Origin of the sequence: Pantoea sp. ACRSB (genome assembly GCF_022346905.1) — a bacterium.
Taxonomy (GTDB): Bacteria; Pseudomonadota; Gammaproteobacteria; order Enterobacterales; family Enterobacteriaceae; genus Pantoea; species Pantoea piersonii.
This window is the reverse complement of sequence record NZ_JAKRNL010000003.1, coordinates 433,180-453,100: the sequence shown is the minus strand read 5'-3', so window position 1 is coordinate 453,100 and position 19,921 is coordinate 433,180. Positions and strand designations below refer to the sequence as shown.

Genomic DNA, 19,921 nt, shown 5'->3' with positions numbered 1-19,921 from the left:
CCAAATAGAGTTGTCAGAGGATTTCAGGCTGTTAACCTTTGCGCCGAAATTATTGTCCTTTCACGGAGTGGAATCATGTTTAAGCAACTTGTTACCGGGAGCGCATTGGGTCTGGTGCTGCTGAGCGGCGCAGCGCAGGCTATCGAAGGCAGCGTAGATGTAGGCGAGCACAACACTAATCTGAACGTTGGTCTGGGCACCACTTCGCCGGGCCTGTTCCTTAAAGGCAACTGGCTGCGCAGCGATCACGACGGCAGCACTTACGGTCTGGGACTGGGTTACAACGTCGATATCGGCGGGCTGCGTCTGGCTCCGACCGCCAAGACCATTTTCACCCATCCAGAAGATGGTAAAGATGGCTTTGCCGTGGCGCTGGGCGGCGGCGCGCAGTACAGCTTCAACAATATGTGGGGCCTGTACGGCGAATACTACTACGCGCCGGAAGGTCTGACCGACCATCTCGACAGCTATCAGGAAGCCGCTGGCGGCCTGAGCTTCACCCCGATCTCCCTGGTTAACCTGCGCGTGGGTTATCAGTATATCGAGCTGAACAATAAAGGCGGCCGTAAAGATAACGTGCTGGTCGATGGCCCGTACGTCGGTGCTTCACTGCGCTTCTGATTGGGTTCAGAAAAAAGAAGTGTAAGCCGGTTGCCTGTGCGACCGGTTTTTTTTGCCCTCCTGATGCGGTCAGGGTTGGCGCTTTTTCACCGCTTTTGGCAGACGCGACTGGTGAATAACCGCGATAACCTGAATACCTTCAGGCACGCGAAGAAAATAGAGATAATGACTTTCGTAGGGCCAGTAACAGACGCCTGGCCAGGTTTCATCGCTGACGTCTATGCCGACCTGATGATTTGCCAGCATTTGCATCGCAATGCGCATGCCATGCAGATACGCTTTAGTGATGACAGGCCCCCATTGCGTTAATGAATGGGCTTTGACCTCTTTTAAATCTTCTTTCGCTTCATCCGTGAGCCTGAACTGCCCCATTACAAATCCTTCATCAGCTCATCAAAGGCACTTTCTCCGTCGTGCAATTGACCTTTTTCCGCCTGAGCGATAGCGTGCGCCAGTTTAGCCCGCAGGCTTTCCAGCTTGAATTGCTCAAAGGCTTCGTAATCTTCAGCAGGCAGGCAGACAAAGGCGGTACGGCCATTTTTAGTGATGGTAACGGCCTCGTGCTGCGCTTTGTTCATGAGTTCGCCAAAACGCGTTTTAGCCTGGTTAGCGGTAAAACTCAGCATGGTGATTCCTTAGTCGTGCGAATCGTGCGATTCGTACTTATTTTAGCCTTCCCGCAGAGAAAAACGCCAGCGTCCTTTAACGCTGGCGGGGAACAGTCCATCTCAGTGCGATTTGCCCTGCGAAATCCCGATGCCGGTCTGCGAGCGGATAAACTGCGCCCGGAAGCGGCCGCGCTCCTGCGCGCCCTGCGGCGAATGATCAGTCACGGAGAAGAGCCAGGTGCCGACAAAGGCGACGATCATTGAGAAAAGCGCCGGATACTCATAAGGATAAACCGGCGACGCGTGGCCCAGCACCTGTACCCAGACCGTCGGGCCAAGGATCATCAGCACCACGGCGGTGATCAGTCCGAGCCAGCCGCCGATCATTGCGCCGCGCGTGGTCAGCTTCGACCAGTACATCGACAGCAGGATAATCGGGAAGTTACAGCTGGCGGCGATAGAGAAGGCGAGGCCGACCATAAAGGCGATATTCTGCTTCTCAAACAGAATACCCAGCGCAATCGCCACTACTCCTAATACCAGTACGGTAATCTTCGACACGCGCAGCTCTTCGCGCTCGGTCGCCTGGCCTTTGCGGATCACGCTGGCGTAGAGATCGTGCGACACCGCCGACGCGCCCGCCAGCGTCAGGCCAGCCACCACCGCCAGGATAGTGGCGAAGGCCACGGCGGAGATAAAGCCGAGGAAGGTGCTGCCGCCGACCGCGTTCGCCAGATGCACCGCCGCCATATTGGTGCCGCCGATCAGCGCGCCGCTGGCATCCTTAAAGGCAGGGTTCGCGCCCACCAGCAGAATCGCGCCGAAGCCGATAATAAAGGTCAGGAAGTAGAAGTAGCCCATAAAGCCGGTGGCCCAGAAGACGCTTTTACGCGCCTCGCGCGCATCCGCCACGGTAAAGAAGCGCATCAGAATATGCGGCAATCCGGCGGTGCCGAACATCAGCCCCAGCCCGAGCGAGAGCGCGGAAACAGGGTCCTTCACCAGCCCGCCCGGCTGCATAATGGCCGCGCCTTTCGGATGGACCGCCATCGCCTGGGTAAAGAGGTTATTGAAGCTAAAGCCGACGGCCTTCATCACCATAACCGCCATAAAAGTAGCGCCGAACAGCAGCAGCACCGCTTTGATGATCTGCACCCAGGTGGTCGCCAGCATGCCGCCGAACAGCACGTAGAGCACCATCAGAATGCCGACCAGCACCACAGCGACATGATAGTCGAGGCCGAACAGCAGCTGGATCAGCTTGCCTGCGCCCACCATCTGCGCAATCAGGTAGAGCGCCACCACCACCAGCGAGCCGCAGGCGGAGAGAGTGCGGATCGGCTTCTGCTGAAGGCGGTAGGAGGCGACGTCGGCGAAAGTGTAGCGGCCAAGATTGCGCAGGCGCTCGGCGATAAGAAACAGGATCATCGGCCAGCCCACCAGGAAGCCCAGCGAGTAGATCAGGCCGTCGTAGCCGGAGGTGTACACCAGCGCGGAGATGCCCAAAAAGGAGGCGGCGGACATAAAGTCGCCTGCCATCGCCAGCCCGTTCTGGAAGCCGGTAATATTGCCGCCCGCCGTATAGTAGTCGCTGCGCGAGCGGGTGCGCTTCGATGCCCACCAGGTAATACCCAGCGTAGCGGCGACGAAAACCACAAACATGATAATCGCCTGATAGTTAGTAGGCTGCTTCTGTACCGCGCCGGTCAGGGCATCCGCCAGCGCGGAGGGGGGCAGCAATGCCAGCAGCCAGAGAGAAAGACGTTTCATGGGGTCACCTCGCTGAGGATCTGCTTCGTCAGGCGATCGAACTCGCCGTTGGCGCGCCAGACATAAACGCCGGTCAGCACGAAGGAAATAACAATCAGTCCCACGCCAATGGGAATGCCGCGCGTGACGCTGGTGCCTGCGTGCAGCGGCGTGCCAAGCCAGCCGGGCGCAAAAGCGATCAGCAGAATAAAGCCGACGTAAAGCACCAGCATAATTAGCGACAGAATCAGGGCAAACCGCTGGCGTTTATGTACCAGCTCCTGAAAGCGTGGATGACGTTCAATCCGTTGATTGAGCGCCTCCTGAGTAGAAAGGGCGTCGTTCATCACAGTTTCTCCAGAGGTTATGCAGGCGGCAGCCTCACGTCGATGCGCGAGAAAGGCCCGGGCAGTTATTTTTATGTGACTTCAGAAACACACAGCGTAAGGAAAGAGGGGCGGGAAGAAGAGAGTTCCCGCCGGGAAGTAAAGGTATTTAAGGCATTCGAATCGACTGCTTCTCCTCCAGCAGTTTGTCCACTACGCCCGGATCGGCCAGCGTTGAGGTATCGCCCAGATTGCTGGTATCGCCCGCGGCGATCTTGCGCAGAATACGGCGCATAATTTTGCCGGAGCGGGTTTTCGGCAGCGAATCGGTCCAGTGCAGAATATCGGGCGTAGCGATCGGCCCAATCTCTTTACGTACCCAGCTGCGCACCTCGCTGTAGAGTTCTGGTGAGGGTTCTTCGCCGTGGTTCAGCGTGATATAGGCGTAGATCGCCTGGCCTTTAATGCTGTGCGGGATGCCCACCACCGCCGCTTCGGCGATTTTCGGATGGGAAACCAGCGCGGACTCGATTTCAGCGGTGCCGAGGCGGTGGCCGGAGACGTTGAGCACGTCATCGACGCGGCCGGTAATCCAGTAATAGCCATCTTCGTCGCGGCGCGCGCCGTCGCCGCTGAAATAGCAGTTCTTAAAGGTAGAGAAGTAGGTCTGCTCGAAGCGCTCATGATCGCCGAACAGGGTACGCGCCTGGCCCGGCCAGGAATCGGTGATCACCAGGTTGCCCTCGGCCGCGCCCTCCTGAGGGTTGCCTTCGTTATCCATCAGCGCAGGCTGTACGCCGAAGAAAGGTTTGGTCGCGGAGCCCGCTTTTAGCTCGGTAGCGCCCGGCAGCGGTGTAATCATAAAGCCGCCGGTTTCTGTCTGCCACCAGGTATCGACAATGGGACAGCGGCCGTCGCCAATCTTGTTGTAGTACCACTCCCAGGCTTCAGGGTTTATCGGTTCGCCCACTGAGCCCATAATGCGCAGGCTCTGACGGCTGGTGCCGGCAATCGCCTTATCGCCTTCCGCCATCAGAGCGCGGATCGCCGTCGGCGCGGTATAGAGCAGCGTGACCTTATGCTTGTCCACCACTTCCGCCATGCGGCTCGGCTTCGGCCAGTTCGGCACGCCCTCAAACATCAGCGTCGTCGCGCCGCACGCCAGCGGCCCGTAGAGCAGATAGCTGTGGCCCGTTACCCAGCCGACATCTGCGGTACACCAGTAGACATCTTCCGGATGGTAATCGAAAACGTATTTGAAGGTGGTCGCCGCATAAACCAGATAGCCGCCGGTGGTGTGCAGCACCCCTTTCGGTTTGCCGGTCGAGCCGGAGGTATAGAGGATAAAGAGCGGATCTTCAGCCTGCATCTCGGCGGGCGCGTGCTGCTCGCTCGCTTTATCCATTAAGTTAGCCCACCAGAGATCGCGGCCATCCTGCCAGTCGATCTGCTGGCCGGTACGTTTCAGCACCACCACGTTTTTCACGCTGTTCACGCTGGGGTTTTTCAGCGCTTCATCGACGTTTTTCTTCAGCGGAATGGGGCGTCCGGCGCGTACCCCTTCATCAGCGGTAATCACCAGCCTGGCGCTGGAGTCCACCACGCGTCCTGCGACCGCTTCCGGCGAGAAGCCACCAAAAATCACCGAGTGCACCGCGCCAATACGCGCGCAGGCCAGCATCGCGACCGCCGCTTCCGGCACCATCGGCATATAGATCGCCACCACGTCGCCTTTTTTCACCCCCAGCGACAGCAGCACGTTGGCGAAACGGCACACCTGGTTATGCAGCTGGCGGAAGGTCAGGGTCTTGCTTTCGCTGGCGTCGTCACCTTCCCAGATAATGGCGGGATGATCGCCGCGCTTTTCCAGATGACGATCGAGGCAGTTGGCCGCCAGATTAAGCGTGCCGTCTTCATACCAGCGAATAGAAATATTGCCCGGCGCGAAGGAGCTGTTTTTCACTTTGCTGTAGGGCTTGATCCAGTCGAGAATTTTTCCCTGCTCGCCCCAGAACGCATCCGGGTCGCTGACGGATTGCTGATACATTGTCTGATACTGCTCGGCGGTAATCAGCGCATTCGCAGCGATGCTGGCGGGTATCGGGTGTTTATGTTGTTGGCTCATGGCGGATCTCCTTGAAGATGTTAATAATATGTCAATCAAAGGTTAAGTGAAGACTACGCCATCGCTTTGTTTCTTTTTTGCGCCACAGATCACGAGAGCAGACACAAGCGTGTAATCCTTTGCAAAATCGCGTGAACATTCCCCGTTACGCCCCCTCCGGCTGTCTAAAAATGCAGCAAACAAACCCGCCGCTATTTTGCACAACGCTGCATAGCTATGCGCGCAGTGTGAGAACTATTACTTTTCAGAACAGCAAGTTAGGGTTTTGATAACTAAACAGCATTTTATGCTATAAGAGTGGCTAATCTTTAACCGAAGACGCCAGGGGTTGCATTTACCACAGTGAAAATGGTACTTATCTCGCCCCTGCTCAGCAGGACTCAACCAGACGGCGTCTGAAAAAAGTACGGGAATTTTCGCATTTTCGTAGAGGACGCTGTCCTCAATAACCCTCTAATTTACCGGGCTTTTGCTCACTTCCCTGTGTGTATCCTTCTCTGCACCTTCGCAGCGTAGCAATAGGGGTTTTGACTGAGGAAATAACGCGTTATGAAAGGTTTTAAAATAAGCCTGGCCTGGCAGATTCTGATTGCACTGGTGCTCGGCATCATTGCTGGTTCAGTGCTGCATAATCAGCCAGACGATCGTGAATGGTTAATCACCAACATTCTCAGCCCGGCGGGCGACATCTTTATTCACCTGATCAAGATGATCGTTGTGCCTATCGTGATCTCATCGTTGATTGTCGGCATCGCTGGCGTAGGCGATGCGAAGAAACTGGGACGTATTGGCGTCAAAACCATCGTCTATTTTGAAGTGATCACCACCCTTGCCATTGTGGTCGGCATTACGCTGGCTAACGTGTTTCAACCCGGCACCGGCATTGATATGTCAACGCTGGCAACGGTGGACATCTCTAAGTATGAAGCCACGACCGAAGCGGTGCAGAACGGGCCGCACAGCCTGGTCGCCACTATTCTGTCGCTGATCCCGCAGAATATTTTCGCCTCGCTGGTGAAGGGCGATATGCTGCCGATTATCTTCTTCTCGGTGCTGTTCGGCATGGGCCTCTCGGCGCTGCCGTCGGAGCAGCGCGATCCGCTGGTAAACATTTTCCGCAGCGTGTCGGAAACCATGTTTAAAGTGACGCATATGATCATGCGTTACGCGCCGGTAGGGGTCTTTGCGCTGATCGCTGTGACTATCGCCAACTTTGGTTTCGCCTCGCTGTGGCCGCTGGCGAAGCTGGTGCTTCTGGTGTATGCCGCGATTCTTTTCTTCGCTTTCGTGGTCCTCGGCGGCGTGGCGCGCTTCTGCAAGCTGCGCATCACGACTCTGATGCGCATTCTGAAAGATGAGCTGATCCTCTCCTACTCGACCTCCAGTTCGGAAACCGTCCTGCCGCGCATTATGCAGAAGATGGAGGCCTACGGCGCGCCAAAGGCGATCACCAGCTTTGTAGTGCCGACCGGCTACTCGTTTAACCTGGATGGTTCAACGCTCTATCAGAGTATCGCCGCCATCTTTATCGCGCAGCTTTACGGCATAGACCTGTCGCTGACCGATGAGATTATCCTGGTGCTGACGCTGATGGTGACCTCAAAAGGTATCGCAGGCGTGCCGGGCGTATCCTTTGTGGTGCTGCTGGCGACGCTGGGCAGCGTCGGCATTCCGCTGGAAGGGCTGGCCTTTATTGCGGGCGTCGACCGCATCATGGATATGGCACGCACCGCGCTCAACGTTATTGGCAATGCGCTGGCGGTGCTGGTTATCGCCCGCTGGGAGAATCAGTTCGACGCCGAGCAGGCGAAAGCGTACGAGCTGACGCTGCGTACGCAAACGGCGAACTAACCCCTCTTTTGACCTGACCATCAGGCGGCATCTACTGCCGGCAAGCGGGAGAAAGGGGCTGAGCTGCCAGGGGTGACGCTTTTTGCGTGTTTGCGATTGGCTCCTCTCTCTCGCGTTAGCGCCTTGCTAACCAACGTAGGGTTCAGACAACGTCTGAACCCTTTTTTTATCCTGCAAGTATGATAAAAACGGGCCTGAATCAACTCTTTCCCGGAGCATGCCCCATGACTATCGACCTCAGCCAGCTCATTACCGAAGGCCGCAACCCGGCCAGTCAGAACATTGACGAACTCTCTACCGACGCGATGCTGCGCGTGATTAATAATGAAGACAAAAAAGTGGCGCTGGCGGTCGAGGCGATAGTGCCGCAGATTGCGCAGGCGGTTGACGCCATCGTTGCCGCTTTCGCGCAGGGCGGTCGGCTGATCTACAGCGGGGCGGGCACCTCCGGCCGTCTTGGCATTCTCGACGCCAGCGAATGTCCGCCTACCTTCGGCACGCCGCGCGGCCAGGTGGTGGGGCTGATCGCGGGCGGCCACAAGGCGATACTCCAGGCGGTGGAAAACGCAGAGGATAACCGCGAGCAGGGCGCGCAGGATCTGCGCGACATCCAGTTCAGCGCGAAAGATGTGCTGGTGGGTATCGCCGCCAGCGGCCGCACGCCCTATGTGCTGGGCGCACTGGAGTATGCCCGTTCGCTTGGCGCCACCACGGCGGCGCTGACCTGCAACCCCAACAGCGCCATGGCGCAGGCGGCGGAGATCGCGCTCACGCCGGTGGTCGGCCCGGAGGTGGTTACCGGCTCCTCGCGTATGAAAGCGGGCACCGCCCAGAAGCTGGTGCTCAATATGCTCACTACCGGCGCGATGATCCGCAGCGGCAAAGTCTACGGCAACCTGATGGTCGACGTGGAAGCCACCAACCAGAAGCTGGTGCAGCGCCAGATCAATATCGTTATGCAGGCCACCGACTGCGACGAGGCGAGCGCCAGTCACGCGCTGGCGGCCTGTGGCGGCCACTGCAAAACCGCCATTCTGATGCTGCTGGCCGGTATCGACGCTGCCGAAGCCCGCACGCTGCTCGCCAGGCACCAGGGTTTTATCCGTCGCGCCTTACAGGGATGAGGATCGATTATTAAAAAGAGCTAAACCATTAAATGTGCGCGGCTGGCGGGTTAATTGCTCGCCAGTCCGCTTTTTTAGCGGGGAAAATTAATTGCCGCCACTAAAGCCAGGGTCTTTTGCTGCCGAAAAGATAAAAAAACATAACTGATTATCCCCTTACTCTCAGCAGCTCTTTCAAGGACCCACCATGCGCAACAACCAGCCAGTCACTCAGCGCGAATTCGTGTTTGACGACCAGGCGACATTAATGTCGACCACCGATATCAACAGCTATATCACCTACGCCAACGACGCCTTTATTGAGGTCAGCGGTTTTACGCCGGAAGAGGTCAACGGGCAGCCGCACAATATGGTACGCCACCCCGATATGCCGCCAGAGGCGTTTGCCGATATGTGGGCGACGCTGAAGCAGGGTGAGCCCTGGTCAGCACTGGTCAAAAACCGCCGTAAAAACGGCGATCACTACTGGGTGCGCGCCAATGCGGTGCCGGTCATACGCGACGGCAAAGTGCAGGGATTTATGTCGGTGCGCACCAAGCCCGACGCGGCGGAAATTCGCGCCACCGAGGCGCTCTATCGTGATTTCCGCGAAGGGCGAGCAAAGGGACGCCGCTTCCATAAAGGGCTGATTGTGCGTACCGGCTGGCGACGCGTCGGCTCGCTGCTGAAAACCATGCCGCTGCGCTGGCGTATCCGCCTGCCGCTGATGACGCTGCTGCCGCTGGCGGCGCTCAGCGCCGCGCTGCTTGGCATGGCGCCCGCGTCGCTCGGCTGCTTTACCGGCGGCATGGCGATCCTGCTGCTGCTGACCAGCCTGTGGATGGAACAGCAAATCTCGCGGCCTGTTGAACGTATTTGCCAGCAGGCGTTGAGCGTGGCGACCGGCGCCAGCCATAAGGTCGAAGAGATGGAGCGCGTCGATGAGGTCGGGATGACGCTGCGCGCCGTCGGCCAGCTCGGCCTGATGTTTCGCTGGCTGGTGGATGACGTTAGCGGTCAGGCGATTAACGTCCTCAGCGCCAGCGACGCCATCGCCAGCAGCAACAACGAACTGAGCCGTCGTACCGAGCAGGCGGCCGCCAACGTGCAGCAGACCGCCGCCACCATGAATGAGATGACCGCCACGGTGAAGAGCAACACCGAAACGGCGGGCGAGGTTAATACGCTTTCGGCGCATACCAGCCAGGCGGCGAGCAAGGGCGGCGAAGTCATGCAGGAGATGGTCAGCATGATGGCGGAAATCGCCGAAAGCTCGCAGCGCATCGCCAATATCACCAGCGTGATCGACGGCATCGCCTTCCAGACAAATATCCTCGCGCTTAATGCCGCGGTGGAAGCGGCGCGCGCGGGCGAGCAGGGCAAAGGCTTTGCGGTGGTGGCGGGAGAAGTACGCAGCCTGGCGCAGCGCAGCGCGAAGGCCGCAAGCGAAATTAAAAGCCTGGTGGAAACCAGCGCCAGCCGCGTCCAGCTTGGCAGCAATCACGCCGACGCGGCGGGTCGCACCATGCAGGATATTGTCGCGCAGGTGCAGAACGTCTCCTCACTGATTGCGCAGATCAGCGCCGCCACCGCCGAGCAGTCCACCGCGCTGAGCGAAATCTCTACGGCGGTAGAAGATCTCGACGATATTACCCACCGCAACGCGGCGCGCGTGCAGGAGAGCGCGGAGGCGTCGGGCCGTATGACGCATCAGGCTAACCGACTGGTGGAAGCCATCAGCGTCTTCCGCTAAGAGGCGATGCGGCTCTCATCCCGTCCGGCGCGCAGCGCGCCGGGCGGCTGGCCGACAATACGCTTAAAGGCGCGGCTAAAGGCCGCCAGCGAGCCGTAGCCAAGCTGGAACGCCACCACCTCCACCGCCTCGCCGTTATTGACGATGCGCTGCACCGCCAGCCGCATACGCAGTTCGGTCAGGTAGCGCAGCGGCGTCATGGTCGTGGCGTTCTGAAAGCGCTCGGCAAATACCGAACGCGAGCAGCCCGCCACCCGCGCCAGTCTTTCAACCGTCCAGCTCTCTCCCGGCTCGCGGTGCATCGCGGCGATCGCTTTGCTCAGACGCGGATCGCGCATCGCCTGCACCAGCCCGCTGCCATGACCGCAGCCGTTTTCTACCCAGCCGCGCACGATCAGCGCCGCCACCACGTCCGCCAGCCGCGACAGGATACCGGCGAACCCGGCGTGCCGCGTGCGCGACTCGCGCTCCATCGCGTCGAGGATAGGCTGGATCTCCGGGTACTTCGACAGCAGCGTGCTGACCAGCATGATATCCGGCATGGTGTTGATCAACGGCTGCATGCCGCCCAGCTCGAATTTCATACAGGCGCTGAATAAAATCACGCTCTCCTCATCGTCGCAGGCGTCGGCGGGCGCGCCGATGGCGCACACGCTGTCGCAGATCGGCTTGCTGACGAAGGCGGCGATATTTTCGCTGGCGGCATCAGGCGACGAGAGCAGGCTGTGCGGTTTGCCATGCGGGATCAGCAGCGCGTCGCCGGTATTGAGGGTGAAAATCGTACCGGACGCGCCGCGCACCAGCAGCGGCCCGCGCCCGACAAAGTGAAACTGCGCGCGGCCCGGCGCCTGCTCATAGCGCAGCCCGAAGGGCGCAGAGAGCTGAATACGCTGATAGGTCACGCCGTGAAGCCGCATTCCCATCAGCAGTTCGCTGGTCAGATCTTCATAATGGCTCATGGCATTCCAGACGAATTATCAATAATGAAGGTGTTGCCATCATAGATCGTCTTGCCCGCACTCTCTATGCTCCAGCCTTAATCATTTTTTTCTCTGGAGAAGCTACATGAGTCTGAGTACAGAAGTGGCTGATGAGGTTTCCGTACCCGTTCGTCCCGCATGGGGCGCGGTATTTTCAATGGCGTTTGGCGTATTCGGGTTGATCACCGCCGAGTTTCTGCCGGTTAGCCTGCTGACGCCGATCGCGGCTTCGCTGCAGGTATCAGAAGGGCAGGCGGGCCAGACGGTGACGGTGACTGCGCTGGTGGCGCTGCTGACCAGCCTGGTGGTGGGCAGCGTAACGCGGCGGCTGGATCGCCGGGTGGTGATGCTGGCCTTTACGCTGCTGCTGGTCGCCTCGGCGCTGCTGGTGGCGCTGGCGAGTAACCTGACGCTGATCCTGCTGGCGCGCGTGCTGCTCGGTATGGCGATTGGCGGTTTCTGGACGCTCTCGACCGCGATTACCATGCGTCTGGTGCCGAGCGCTCAGGTGCCGCGCGCGCTGTCGATCGTTTTCAGCGGCATTTCGCTGGCGACCATCATCGCCGCGCCGCTCGGCAGCTACCTCGGCGGCCTGATCGGCTGGCGCAATATCTTTATGCTCACCGCAGGCCTGGGCGTACTGGCGCTGATCTGGCAATGCTTTACGCTGCCTGCCATGCCGCCGGAGAATAAAGCGCGCAGCGGCGGCGTACTCGATCTGCTGCGCAGCGGCCTGATGCGCTGGGGCATGCTGGCGGTAATTATGATGTTTACCGGCCACTTTGCCTTCTTTACCTATCTGCGTCCTTTCCTGGAGAGCAGCGCGCAGCTGAGCCTGAATCAGCTGTCGCTGGTGCTGCTGGCGTTTGGCGTGGCTAACTTTTTCGGCACCTCGCTGGCGGGTTATCTGGTGACGCGCAGCGTATCGCTGACGCTGAGCGTGATGGCGCTGGTAATGAGCGCGACCGCGCTGCTGCTGGTGAGTTTCGCCGAGGTCTCCTGGCTGGTCGCCGCGGGCGTGGCGCTGTGGGGACTCGCTTTTGGTTCGATGCCGACCGGCTGGTCCACCTGGATCTCGCGCGCGGTGCCGGACGATGCCGAATCGGGCGGCGGTCTGCTGGTGGCGACCATCCAGCTGGCGATTACCGCAGGCGCGGCGGCGGGCGGCTGGATGTTCGACTTACAGGGCGCTGGCGGCGTCTTTCTCGCCAGCGGCGTACTGATGCTGCTGGCCGCCGTCACCATCTTTACCCGAGTGCGTCATCACGGATAAAAAGCTTAAGGGCAGCGAAATATGCTGCCCTTTTTTATTATTCCAGCGAGTTAACCTTTTTCGGTGCGGCTACACCAATTGTGCACTTTCATTGTCAGTAAATTTGATAAAGAACGGCAATTATCTCCGCTATCCGCTGCATCAACCTCGGTCTATTATTCATATCAACAAGGCGACACGCCTTACCTTACTAAACATCTACCAAGGAATTGACCATGAAAACCATCAAAACTTTTGCTGCTATTATCGCTCTCTCTGTTCTTCCGCTGACCAGCTTCGCGCAGAGCGTAACCGCTACCGACTCGACGCTGGACGGCGCGGAAGCAAAAATCGCGGCGCAGGCGAAAGACGCGGGTGCATCATATAAAGTGACCGAAGCCTACACCAACAACGGCGTGCATATGACCGCTGAACTGCTGAAATAAGTCTGACCGGCTGTTGCTGACAGGACGCCTTCGGGCGTCCTGGCGGCGTTGTAAGCGCGGGAAACCGCTTCCCTTTCGGCGTTAAATCCTTATCATTTGCTAAAAAACACATCTTTGACGGCTTCAGGGCCGCTTCTCTTTTTGCAGGATTTGCAATGTGAGCTTTCCAGCACTGCCTGACGGCGGTGAATCTTTACTATGGAGAGATCATGAAATCCTTATCCTTTGCGCTGCTTGCTACCGCGCTCTTTTCCGCCTCCGGCATGCTGGCGCATGCAGACGAACTCAGCCAGCCCGTCAGCAAGGGCGCTTATGAACTCGCCTTCAGCCCCAGCGACAATGCGCTGTTCCTCGCCGCGTCCCAGGGCAGTGATGCGCTGGGCGGCGCGGTGTTCCGCCTCGATCCGCAGACGCTGGCCGTTAAGCAAACCATTCCTACTGAGCTGAAGAGCTTCGGCGCGGCCATTAATCCGCAAACCAACGTGCTCTTCGTCGGCAACACCCTGAACGGCGCGCTCACCGCCATTGACGCCGCCAGCGGCAGGGTTATCAACACATTGGTGCTGGATGGCCGCAAGCGCAGCGAAAACCTGCGTCCGCTGCAGCCGCGCGAGATCGCCGTCGACGTGAAAACCGACCGCGTGTACGTTACCGGGCTTGGCTCGCAGAGCGTGGTCTGGGTGGTGGATGGCAAAACGCTGCGGCTGATTAGCGTGGTGCCGAATACCGGTAAAATGGGCACTGGCCTGGCGGTCGACAGCGAACGGCAGAAACTCTACGTCACTAACAGCGATGGCGAGCTGGTCACCATCAACACCCGCACCAACGCTATTGAAAAGCGCCAGAAAATCGACGGCAATAACGCGCATTTCTTCCTGAATATCGCGCTTGATACCCAGGGCCAGCGCGCCTTCCTCAGCGACTCGAAGCAGCCGCAGGTGCTGGTCATCGATCTGCGCGATCAAAAGGTGATCCAGTCGATCGCCGTTCCAGAGTCGCTGGCGGTGCTGTTTAATCCGCACAGTAATGAGCTTTACGTTACGCACCGCAAAGCGGGCGAAGTAAGCATCATCGACGCTGCCAGCTATAAGGTAAAACGCAGGGTTAAAACGCCAGGCCTGCCTAACAGCCTGGCGCTTTCCGCCGACGGCAGGACGCTGTTCGTCAGCGTCAAACAGCCAGGCTCGCGCAAAGAGCCGCCGAAAGATCCAGACAGCGTGATGCGCATCGCGCTTTGATTTCACTGTTAGTTTCCGGGGCGGCTGCGGGCCGCCCTTTGCATTTCTTCGGCTACCTTTAAAAGCGTGCCGCTGCCTGGCGGCATCAACACCATTGGAGAGGATGCAATGAGCCAGTTCCTGATGAATGAAAAAAATAATCTGGTCAACGAAGCGATAGAGGGCGTACTGCTGAGCACGCCCTGGCACAACCTCAGCCGCCTGGATTTAGGCGACGACATTCGGGTCGTGGTGCGCAACGACTGGGACAAAAGCAAGGTGGCGCTGATTTCGGGCGGCGGTTCAGGGCATGAACCGGCCCATGCCGGTTTCGTCGGCAAAGGGATGCTGACCGCCGCAGTCTGCGGCGATATTTTCGCCTCCCCCAGCGTTGACGCGGTGCTGAGCGCCATCATTAACGTCACCGGCGACGCGGGCTGCCTGCTTATCGTGAAAAACTACACCGGTGACCGCCTCAATTTCGGCCTGGCGGCGGAGAAGGCGCGGGCGCAAGGCTATAAGGTCGAGATGGTAATGGTGCAGGACGATATCGCCCTGCCGGACAACCCGCAGCCGCGCGGCATCGCAGGCACCGCGCTGATCCATAAAATCGCCGGTTATGCCGCAGAGCAGGGGCAATCGCTGGCGCAGGTAAAAACGCTGGCGCAGCGCGCCATCAAGGGTACGGCAAGTATCGGCGTCGCCTTTTCGACCTGCCATATTCCCGGCGAAAAGCGCGACAACCGCGTTAAAGAGGGAGAGAGCGAGCTGGGCATGGGCATCCACGGCGAGCCGGGCGTTATTACGCTGGACACGCAGAACAGCGAAAAGCTGGTCAGCATCATGACGGAGAAACTGGCTAACAGCCTCTCTTCCGGCACCAAAGCGGTGCTGCTGGTCAACAATCTTGGCGGCTTCTCTATGCTGGAGCTGGCGCTGGTAACGCGCGAGGTACTGAAAAGCCCGCTGGCGGCGCAAATCAGCCATCTGATTGGTCCGGCGACGCTGGTGAGCGCGCTGGATATGAAAGGGTTCTCGCTGACGGTGCTGCAAATCGAGGCGGCATTTCTTGAAGCGCTGAAGGCGCCGGTCGAGGTGCTGGGCTGGGCGCCGATCCATGCGGTAGAGCCGGTGACGACGCTGAGCAGCCAGCGCGTGGTCAGCAAGCTGGAATTTACGCCTTCGCAGGATGAGCAGACGGCGCGGGTGGTGAGCCGCGTTGCGCAGACGCTGATTGACCTTGAAGCCGAGCTGAACGCGCTGGACGCTAAAGTTGGCGATGGCGATACCGGCTCGACCTTTGCCGCGGGCGCGCGCAAGGTGAAAAGCGCGCTGGAGGCGCAGCAGCTGCCGCTGGCGGATCTGCCGTCGCTGTTCGCGCTGGTGGGCGAACAGCTGGCGACGGTGATGGGCGGGTCGAGCGGCGTACTGATGTCGATCCTCTTTACCGCGGCGGGCCAGCAGCTGGCGCAGGGCGGCACGCTGCCGGAGGCGTTACAGCAGGGGCTGGCGCAGATGAAGCACTACGGCGGCGCGCAGATTGGCCATCGTACGCTGATCGATGCGCTGGAACCGGCGCTGGAGGCGCTGGTTGCGGGTAAAACTCTGGCGGAGGCGGCAGAGGCCGCGGCGCAGGGGGCTGAATCGACGGCGCAGATGCAGAGCGCCAGAGCGGGGCGCTCCTCTTACCTGAATCAACAGACGCTGGATGGGGTGAAAGATCCCGGCGCGCACGCCGTGGAGCGGGTTTTCGCCGCGCTGGTTTAACATCTGACCGCTGTCCCGCGCACCGGCTGCGCGGGACCTTTTACTGCTGGATCCTGCCGCGCTACTCGTTTTCCGCCGCTTCGCGCATCATCTCCTCATGCGGAATATCCTGCAGGATTTGCTCAAAGCTGCGCAGACGTTTGTAGATCGACATCAGCTCCACCAGCGTCGACCAGGAGGTGATCAGATACTGGAACGAGGAGCGCACCTGGTCGAATACGTTAGTGATCTGGTTCAGCAAACCGAGCGTAATGGTGCCCGCCACGATTGACGGAAACAGCACAAACAGACCGAAAACGTTATCGACCTGCAGATAGAGAATGCGGGTGATATTAAAGTAGAGATAGTGAAAGTAGAGGCGGAAGTAGTTAACCCGCACGCGGCTAAACAGCGCCTGCACCGTCGGCGGCGTCGCGCGCTCGGGATCGTCCTCGCCATAGACCAGCTCTTTACGGTAGGCCGCCTCAACCCGCTGATTGCGGAACTCCAGGCCCGGCAGCTTAATGCCCACCAGCGCCAGCAGCGCTGTGCCGAAGAGCGACCAGAGCAGCGCCGCAATCACCAGCGCGTAGGGAATATTGCCGAGAATCGGCACGTCTTTAACGTGGTGCGACAGACCAATCAACACCGGTAAAAAGGCCACCAGCGTCATAATCGCCTGAATAAAACTCACGCCCCAGCTCTCCAGCGTACTGGCGAAGCGCATGGTGTCTTCCTGCACACGCTGCGCCGCGCCTTCCACCTGACGCAGGCGCTGCCAGTTATGCATGTAGTAGTTGTTCATCGCGGTGCGCCAGCGGAACACCCAGTGGCTGATAAAGAATGAGTTCATCACGCCGATGACCACGGCAATAAGCGCGATGCCGAGAAAGGCCACCACTTCGGCGTAAAAACGGTTTATCTGCACCGAGCCTGCTTTAGTCAGCGCCTGCTGTATCAGATCGTAGAACGGGCCGTACCAGGCGTTAATCGCAACGCCGACCTGCACGCCGAACCAGGTGACGAAAATAATCAGCGCCGAGCCCCAGACCGACCAGCGCTGCCACGGATGGTTATCAATAACGCGCCAGGCCAGGCCGAATATCGCCACGACAATCCAGTAATAGCTGTAGAACCAGAGCTGGCTGGGCGCGATAAAGCGCGCGGCTGTAGTCGGCAGCTCCTGCTGCATCGCGGCATGTAGCGCTGACCAGCGTGACGGCAGATCGTCGGCAAAGCCGAACCAGGCAAAAATCGCGATCAGACTCCAGATCGCCGCCGTGCTGAAAAACAGCGCTGGCCGGGGGAAAAAGGACTTAAACATAGGCTCTCCGCTGTTGTATGCACCCTTTTATAACGTTTTTTAGCGTTATTTGTCTGTTGAGTGTTGTTTCTGAAGGTGACAGCTTTCGCCCGCGTCAGGTAAAGCATTCCGACGAGATGTTAATGAATTTGTGCGAATTTGTTTTGGCGAACTAAATGTTTCGCCACAACAGTGTTACACTAGCGCCCGCTGTTACCGGTAACAGTGCTGCTGTAACCCTTAATCCGCATAAAAAAATCATTACAACGCAACTGTTTAACTTTCATGCCGCATTATAAGCGGTACTAAGGCAATGTCATGTCAGAACAAAAACGTGGGCAGACACGCAGGGATTTTCTGTTAAAAACCATTGCGCTGGCACCCGCTATGGCGGCGGGCAGCGCCGTCGTCGGCGGCTTCAGCGTCGCGCCTGCTGTGCAGGCTGCCGATCCCGCTGCTGCGCAACCCGCGCGCGACTATCAGCCGAGCTGGTTTACCGCAGAAGAATTCGCCTTTATCAAAGCAGCCGTTGCACGCCTGATCCCAAATGACGAGCGTGGCCCCGGCGCGCTGGAAGCGGGCGTGCCGGAGTTTATCGACCGCCAGATGAATACCCCTTACGCCACCGGCGCTAACTGGTATATGCAGGGACCGTTCAATCCGGATCTGCCTAAAGAGCTGGGCTATCAGCTGCCGCTGGTGCCGCAGCAGATCTACCGTCTGGGCCTGGCAGACGCCGACGACTACAGCAAGCGTCAACACGGCAAGGTGTTCGCCGATCTCAGCGGCGAGCAGCAGGATGCGCTGCTGCAGGCGATGGAGAGCGGCCAGGCCGATTTCCGCCAGCTGCCGGCGAAAACCTTCTTCGCCTTTCTGATCCAGAATACCCGCGAAGGCTTCTTTAGCGACCCGATTCACGGTGGCAACCAGAATATGGTGGGCTGGAAGCTGATCGGCTTCCCCGGCGCGCGCGCCGACTTTATGGACTGGGTTGAACGCGGCGAGCGTTATCCCTTCCCGTCAGTTTCTATTCGCGGGGAGCGCGCGTAACCATGGCAAACGAAATGAAAAAAGCAGATGCGGTGATCGTAGGTTTCGGCTGGGCCGGCGCGATCATGGCGAAAGAGCTGACCGAAGCCGGACTTAACGTGGTGGCGCTGGAGCGCGGCCCGCATCGCGATACCTATCCTGACGGTTCCTATCCGCAGTCGATTGACGAGCTGACCTATAACATCCGCAAAAAGCTGTTCCAGGATCTGTCGAAAAGCACCGTGACTATCCGCCACGACGCCTCACAGACGGCGGTTCCCTATCGTCAGCTGGCAGCGTTTCTGCCGGGCACCGGCACCGGGGGCGCGGGACTGCACTGGTCCGGCGTACACTTCCGCGTCGATCCCACCGAGCTGCGCCAGCGCAGCCATTACGAAGAGCGCTACGGCAAAAATTTTATTCCGGAAGGGATGACAATTCAGGACTTCGGCGTCACCTATGACGAACTGGAGCCGTTCTTCGACAAGGCGGAGAAGGTCTTCGGCACCTCCGGTACCCCCTGGAGCATCAAAGGTCAGGTGATCGGCAAGGATAGCGGCGGCAACCCGTTCGCGCCGGATCGCTCTGACAAATTCCCGCTGCCTGCGCAGAAGCGCACCTGGTCGGCGCAGCTGTTTGCCGAGGCGGCGAAATCAGTGGGCTATCACCCCTACGATCTGCCATCGGCCAACACGTCCGGCCCGTACACCAACACCTACGGCGCGCAGATGGGGCCATGCAACTTCTGCGGCTACTGCAGCGGCTACGCCTGCTACATGTACTCGAAGGCGTCACCGAACGTAAACATTCTGCCTGCGCTGCGCCAGGAGCCGAAGTTCGAACTGCGCAACAACGCCTATGTGCTGCGCGTTAACCTGACTGAGGATAAAAAGCGCGCCACCGGCGTGACCTACGTCGATGCGCAGGGGCGTGAAGTGGTGCAGCCAGCGGATCTGGTGATCCTCTCGGCGTTCCAGTTCCACAATGTGCACCTGATGCTGCTCTCCGGCATCGGCAAGCCTTACAACCCGATTACCAACGAAGGCACCATCGGCCGCAACTTCGCCTACCAGAATATTTCGACCCTGAAGGCGCTGTTCGATAAAAACACCACCACCAACCCGTTTATTGGCGCGGGCGGCGCGGGCGTTGGCGTAGATGATTTCAACGCCGACAACTTCGACCACGGGCCGTACGGCTTCGTCGGCGGTTCGCCGTTCTGGGTCAACCAGGCGGGCACCAAGCCCATCTCTGGCCTGCCGACCCCGACAGGCACGCCGAACTGGGGCAGCAAGTGGAAAGCGGCGGTCGCGGATACCTATACGCACCATATCTCCATGGACGCCCACGGCGCGCATCAGTCTTACCGCGTCAACTATCTCGACCTCGATCCTAACTACAAAGATGCCTACGGCCAGCCGCTGCTGCGCATGACCTTTGACTGGCAGGATAACGACATCAAAATGGCGCAGTTTATGGTCGGCAAGATGCGTAAAATCGCCGAAGCGATGAGCCCGAAGATGATTATCGGCGGCGCGAAAGGGCCGGGTACCCACTTCGACACCACGGTGTACCAGACCACGCATATCAGCGGCGGCGCCATTATGGGCGACAATCCCGCCACCAGCGCGGTGAACCGTTATCTGCAAAGCTGGGACGTGCCAAACGTCTTTGTGCCGGGCGCATCCGCGTTCCCGCAGGGGCTCGGCTATAACCCGACGGGGATGGTAGCGGCGCTGACCTACTGGTCGGCGAAAGCGATCCGCGAGCAGTATCTGAAAAACCCGGGTCCACTGGTGCAGGCATAAGGAA

At 59.1% G+C, this 19,921-nt stretch carries 17 protein-coding genes; 10 read left to right on the top strand and 7 right to left on the bottom strand.

Annotation, left to right across the window (positions count from 1 at the left end; all coding sequences use genetic code 11):
* The first annotated feature begins 75 nt into the window (after positions 1-75).
* A complete protein-coding gene (locus tag MHZ89_RS12940; RefSeq protein WP_311783310.1) occupies positions 76-621 on the top strand; it encodes a YfaZ family outer membrane protein in 546 nt (181 codons plus the stop codon).
* Positions 622-690: 69 nt separating this feature from the next.
* Here the strand turns inward: MHZ89_RS12940 and MHZ89_RS12935 are convergent, their stop codons facing one another.
* From MHZ89_RS12935 to acs, 5 genes are all read right to left on the bottom strand, one after another.
* Positions 691-993 (bottom strand): type II toxin-antitoxin system RelE/ParE family toxin, encoded by a 303-nt coding sequence (locus MHZ89_RS12935; RefSeq protein ID WP_311783309.1) that lies wholly within the window; start codon positions 991-993, stop codon positions 691-693.
* Positions 993-1,247, bottom strand: coding sequence for a type II toxin-antitoxin system Phd/YefM family antitoxin (locus tag MHZ89_RS12930; RefSeq protein WP_311783308.1), 255 nt, complete (start codon positions 1,245-1,247; stop codon positions 993-995). The genes MHZ89_RS12935 and MHZ89_RS12930 overlap by 1 nt, the downstream gene beginning before the upstream one ends.
* Before the next feature lie 102 nt (positions 1,248-1,349).
* Positions 1,350-2,999 carry a cation/acetate symporter ActP gene (gene actP / locus MHZ89_RS12925; RefSeq protein WP_311783307.1) on the bottom strand — a complete coding sequence of 550 codons (1,650 nt, stop codon included), beginning with the start codon at positions 2,997-2,999 and terminating at the stop codon, positions 1,350-1,352.
* Positions 2,996-3,325, bottom strand: a complete 330-nt coding sequence (locus tag MHZ89_RS12920) for a DUF485 domain-containing protein (RefSeq protein ID WP_120455209.1) — start codon at positions 3,323-3,325, stop codon at positions 2,996-2,998. Before MHZ89_RS12920 ends, actP begins: the two co-directional genes overlap by 4 nt.
* Before the next feature lie 148 nt (positions 3,326-3,473).
* Positions 3,474-5,429 carry an acetate--CoA ligase gene (gene acs / locus MHZ89_RS12915; RefSeq protein ID WP_311783306.1) on the bottom strand — a complete coding sequence of 652 codons (1,956 nt, stop codon included), beginning with the start codon at positions 5,427-5,429 and terminating at the stop codon, positions 3,474-3,476.
* Between the two features lie 549 nt (positions 5,430-5,978).
* Between acs and gltP the strand changes: the two genes are divergently transcribed.
* The 3 genes from gltP (at position 5,979) to MHZ89_RS12900 (ending at position 10,136) form a co-directional block, all read left to right on the top strand.
* Positions 5,979-7,280, top strand: coding sequence for a glutamate/aspartate:proton symporter GltP (gene gltP, locus MHZ89_RS12910; RefSeq protein WP_120455213.1), 1,302 nt, complete (start codon positions 5,979-5,981; stop codon positions 7,278-7,280).
* Positions 7,281-7,504: 224 nt separating this feature from the next.
* Positions 7,505-8,404, top strand: coding sequence for an N-acetylmuramic acid 6-phosphate etherase (murQ, locus tag MHZ89_RS12905; RefSeq protein ID WP_126689146.1), 900 nt, complete (start codon positions 7,505-7,507; stop codon positions 8,402-8,404).
* A gap of 187 nt (positions 8,405-8,591) precedes the next feature.
* On the top strand, positions 8,592-10,136 hold the full coding sequence (locus MHZ89_RS12900; RefSeq protein ID WP_311783305.1) for a methyl-accepting chemotaxis protein: 1,545 nt from the start codon (positions 8,592-8,594) through the stop codon (positions 10,134-10,136).
* On the opposite strand, the gene MHZ89_RS12895 is transcribed toward MHZ89_RS12900, so the two are convergent.
* The gene (locus MHZ89_RS12895) at positions 10,133-11,095 is read right to left on the bottom strand and encodes an AraC family transcriptional regulator (RefSeq protein ID WP_311783304.1); all 963 of its coding nucleotides are present in this window, start codon (positions 11,093-11,095) and stop codon (positions 10,133-10,135) included. The genes MHZ89_RS12900 and MHZ89_RS12895 overlap by 4 nt on opposite strands.
* Before the next feature lie 106 nt (positions 11,096-11,201).
* Here MHZ89_RS12895 and MHZ89_RS12890 point away from each other — a divergent pair, with 106 nt between their 5' ends.
* The 4 genes from MHZ89_RS12890 (at position 11,202) to MHZ89_RS12875 (ending at position 15,798) form a co-directional block, all read left to right on the top strand.
* Positions 11,202-12,389: an MFS transporter gene (locus tag MHZ89_RS12890; RefSeq protein WP_311783303.1), complete on the top strand. Its 1,188-nt coding sequence runs from the start codon at positions 11,202-11,204 to the stop codon at positions 12,387-12,389.
* A 215-nt stretch (positions 12,390-12,604) separates the two neighbouring features.
* Positions 12,605-12,814, top strand: coding sequence for a DUF1471 domain-containing protein (locus MHZ89_RS12885; RefSeq protein WP_311783302.1), 210 nt, complete (start codon positions 12,605-12,607; stop codon positions 12,812-12,814).
* Positions 12,815-13,023: 209 nt separating this feature from the next.
* The gene (locus MHZ89_RS12880; RefSeq protein WP_311783301.1) at positions 13,024-14,052 is read left to right on the top strand and encodes a YncE family protein; all 1,029 of its coding nucleotides are present in this window, start codon (positions 13,024-13,026) and stop codon (positions 14,050-14,052) included.
* 108 nt (positions 14,053-14,160) lie between these two features.
* Complete coding sequence (locus MHZ89_RS12875; protein WP_311783300.1) at positions 14,161-15,798, top strand: dihydroxyacetone kinase subunit DhaK; 1,638 nt, start codon at positions 14,161-14,163, stop codon at positions 15,796-15,798.
* A 61-nt stretch (positions 15,799-15,859) separates the two neighbouring features.
* Here MHZ89_RS12875 and sbmA read toward each other — a convergent pair whose 3' ends face one another.
* Positions 15,860-17,101: a peptide antibiotic transporter SbmA gene (gene sbmA / locus MHZ89_RS12870; protein ID WP_311783299.1), complete on the bottom strand. Its 1,242-nt coding sequence runs from the start codon at positions 17,099-17,101 to the stop codon at positions 15,860-15,862.
* A gap of 297 nt (positions 17,102-17,398) precedes the next feature.
* Between sbmA and MHZ89_RS12865 the strand changes: the two genes are divergently transcribed.
* Positions 17,399-18,130, top strand: coding sequence for a gluconate 2-dehydrogenase subunit 3 family protein (locus tag MHZ89_RS12865; protein WP_120455229.1), 732 nt, complete (start codon positions 17,399-17,401; stop codon positions 18,128-18,130).
* Between the two features lie 2 nt (positions 18,131-18,132).
* Positions 18,133-19,917 carry a GMC family oxidoreductase gene (locus tag MHZ89_RS12860; RefSeq protein WP_311783298.1) on the top strand — a complete coding sequence of 595 codons (1,785 nt, stop codon included), beginning with the start codon at positions 18,133-18,135 and terminating at the stop codon, positions 19,915-19,917.
* Positions 19,918-19,921: the final 4 nt, after the last annotated feature.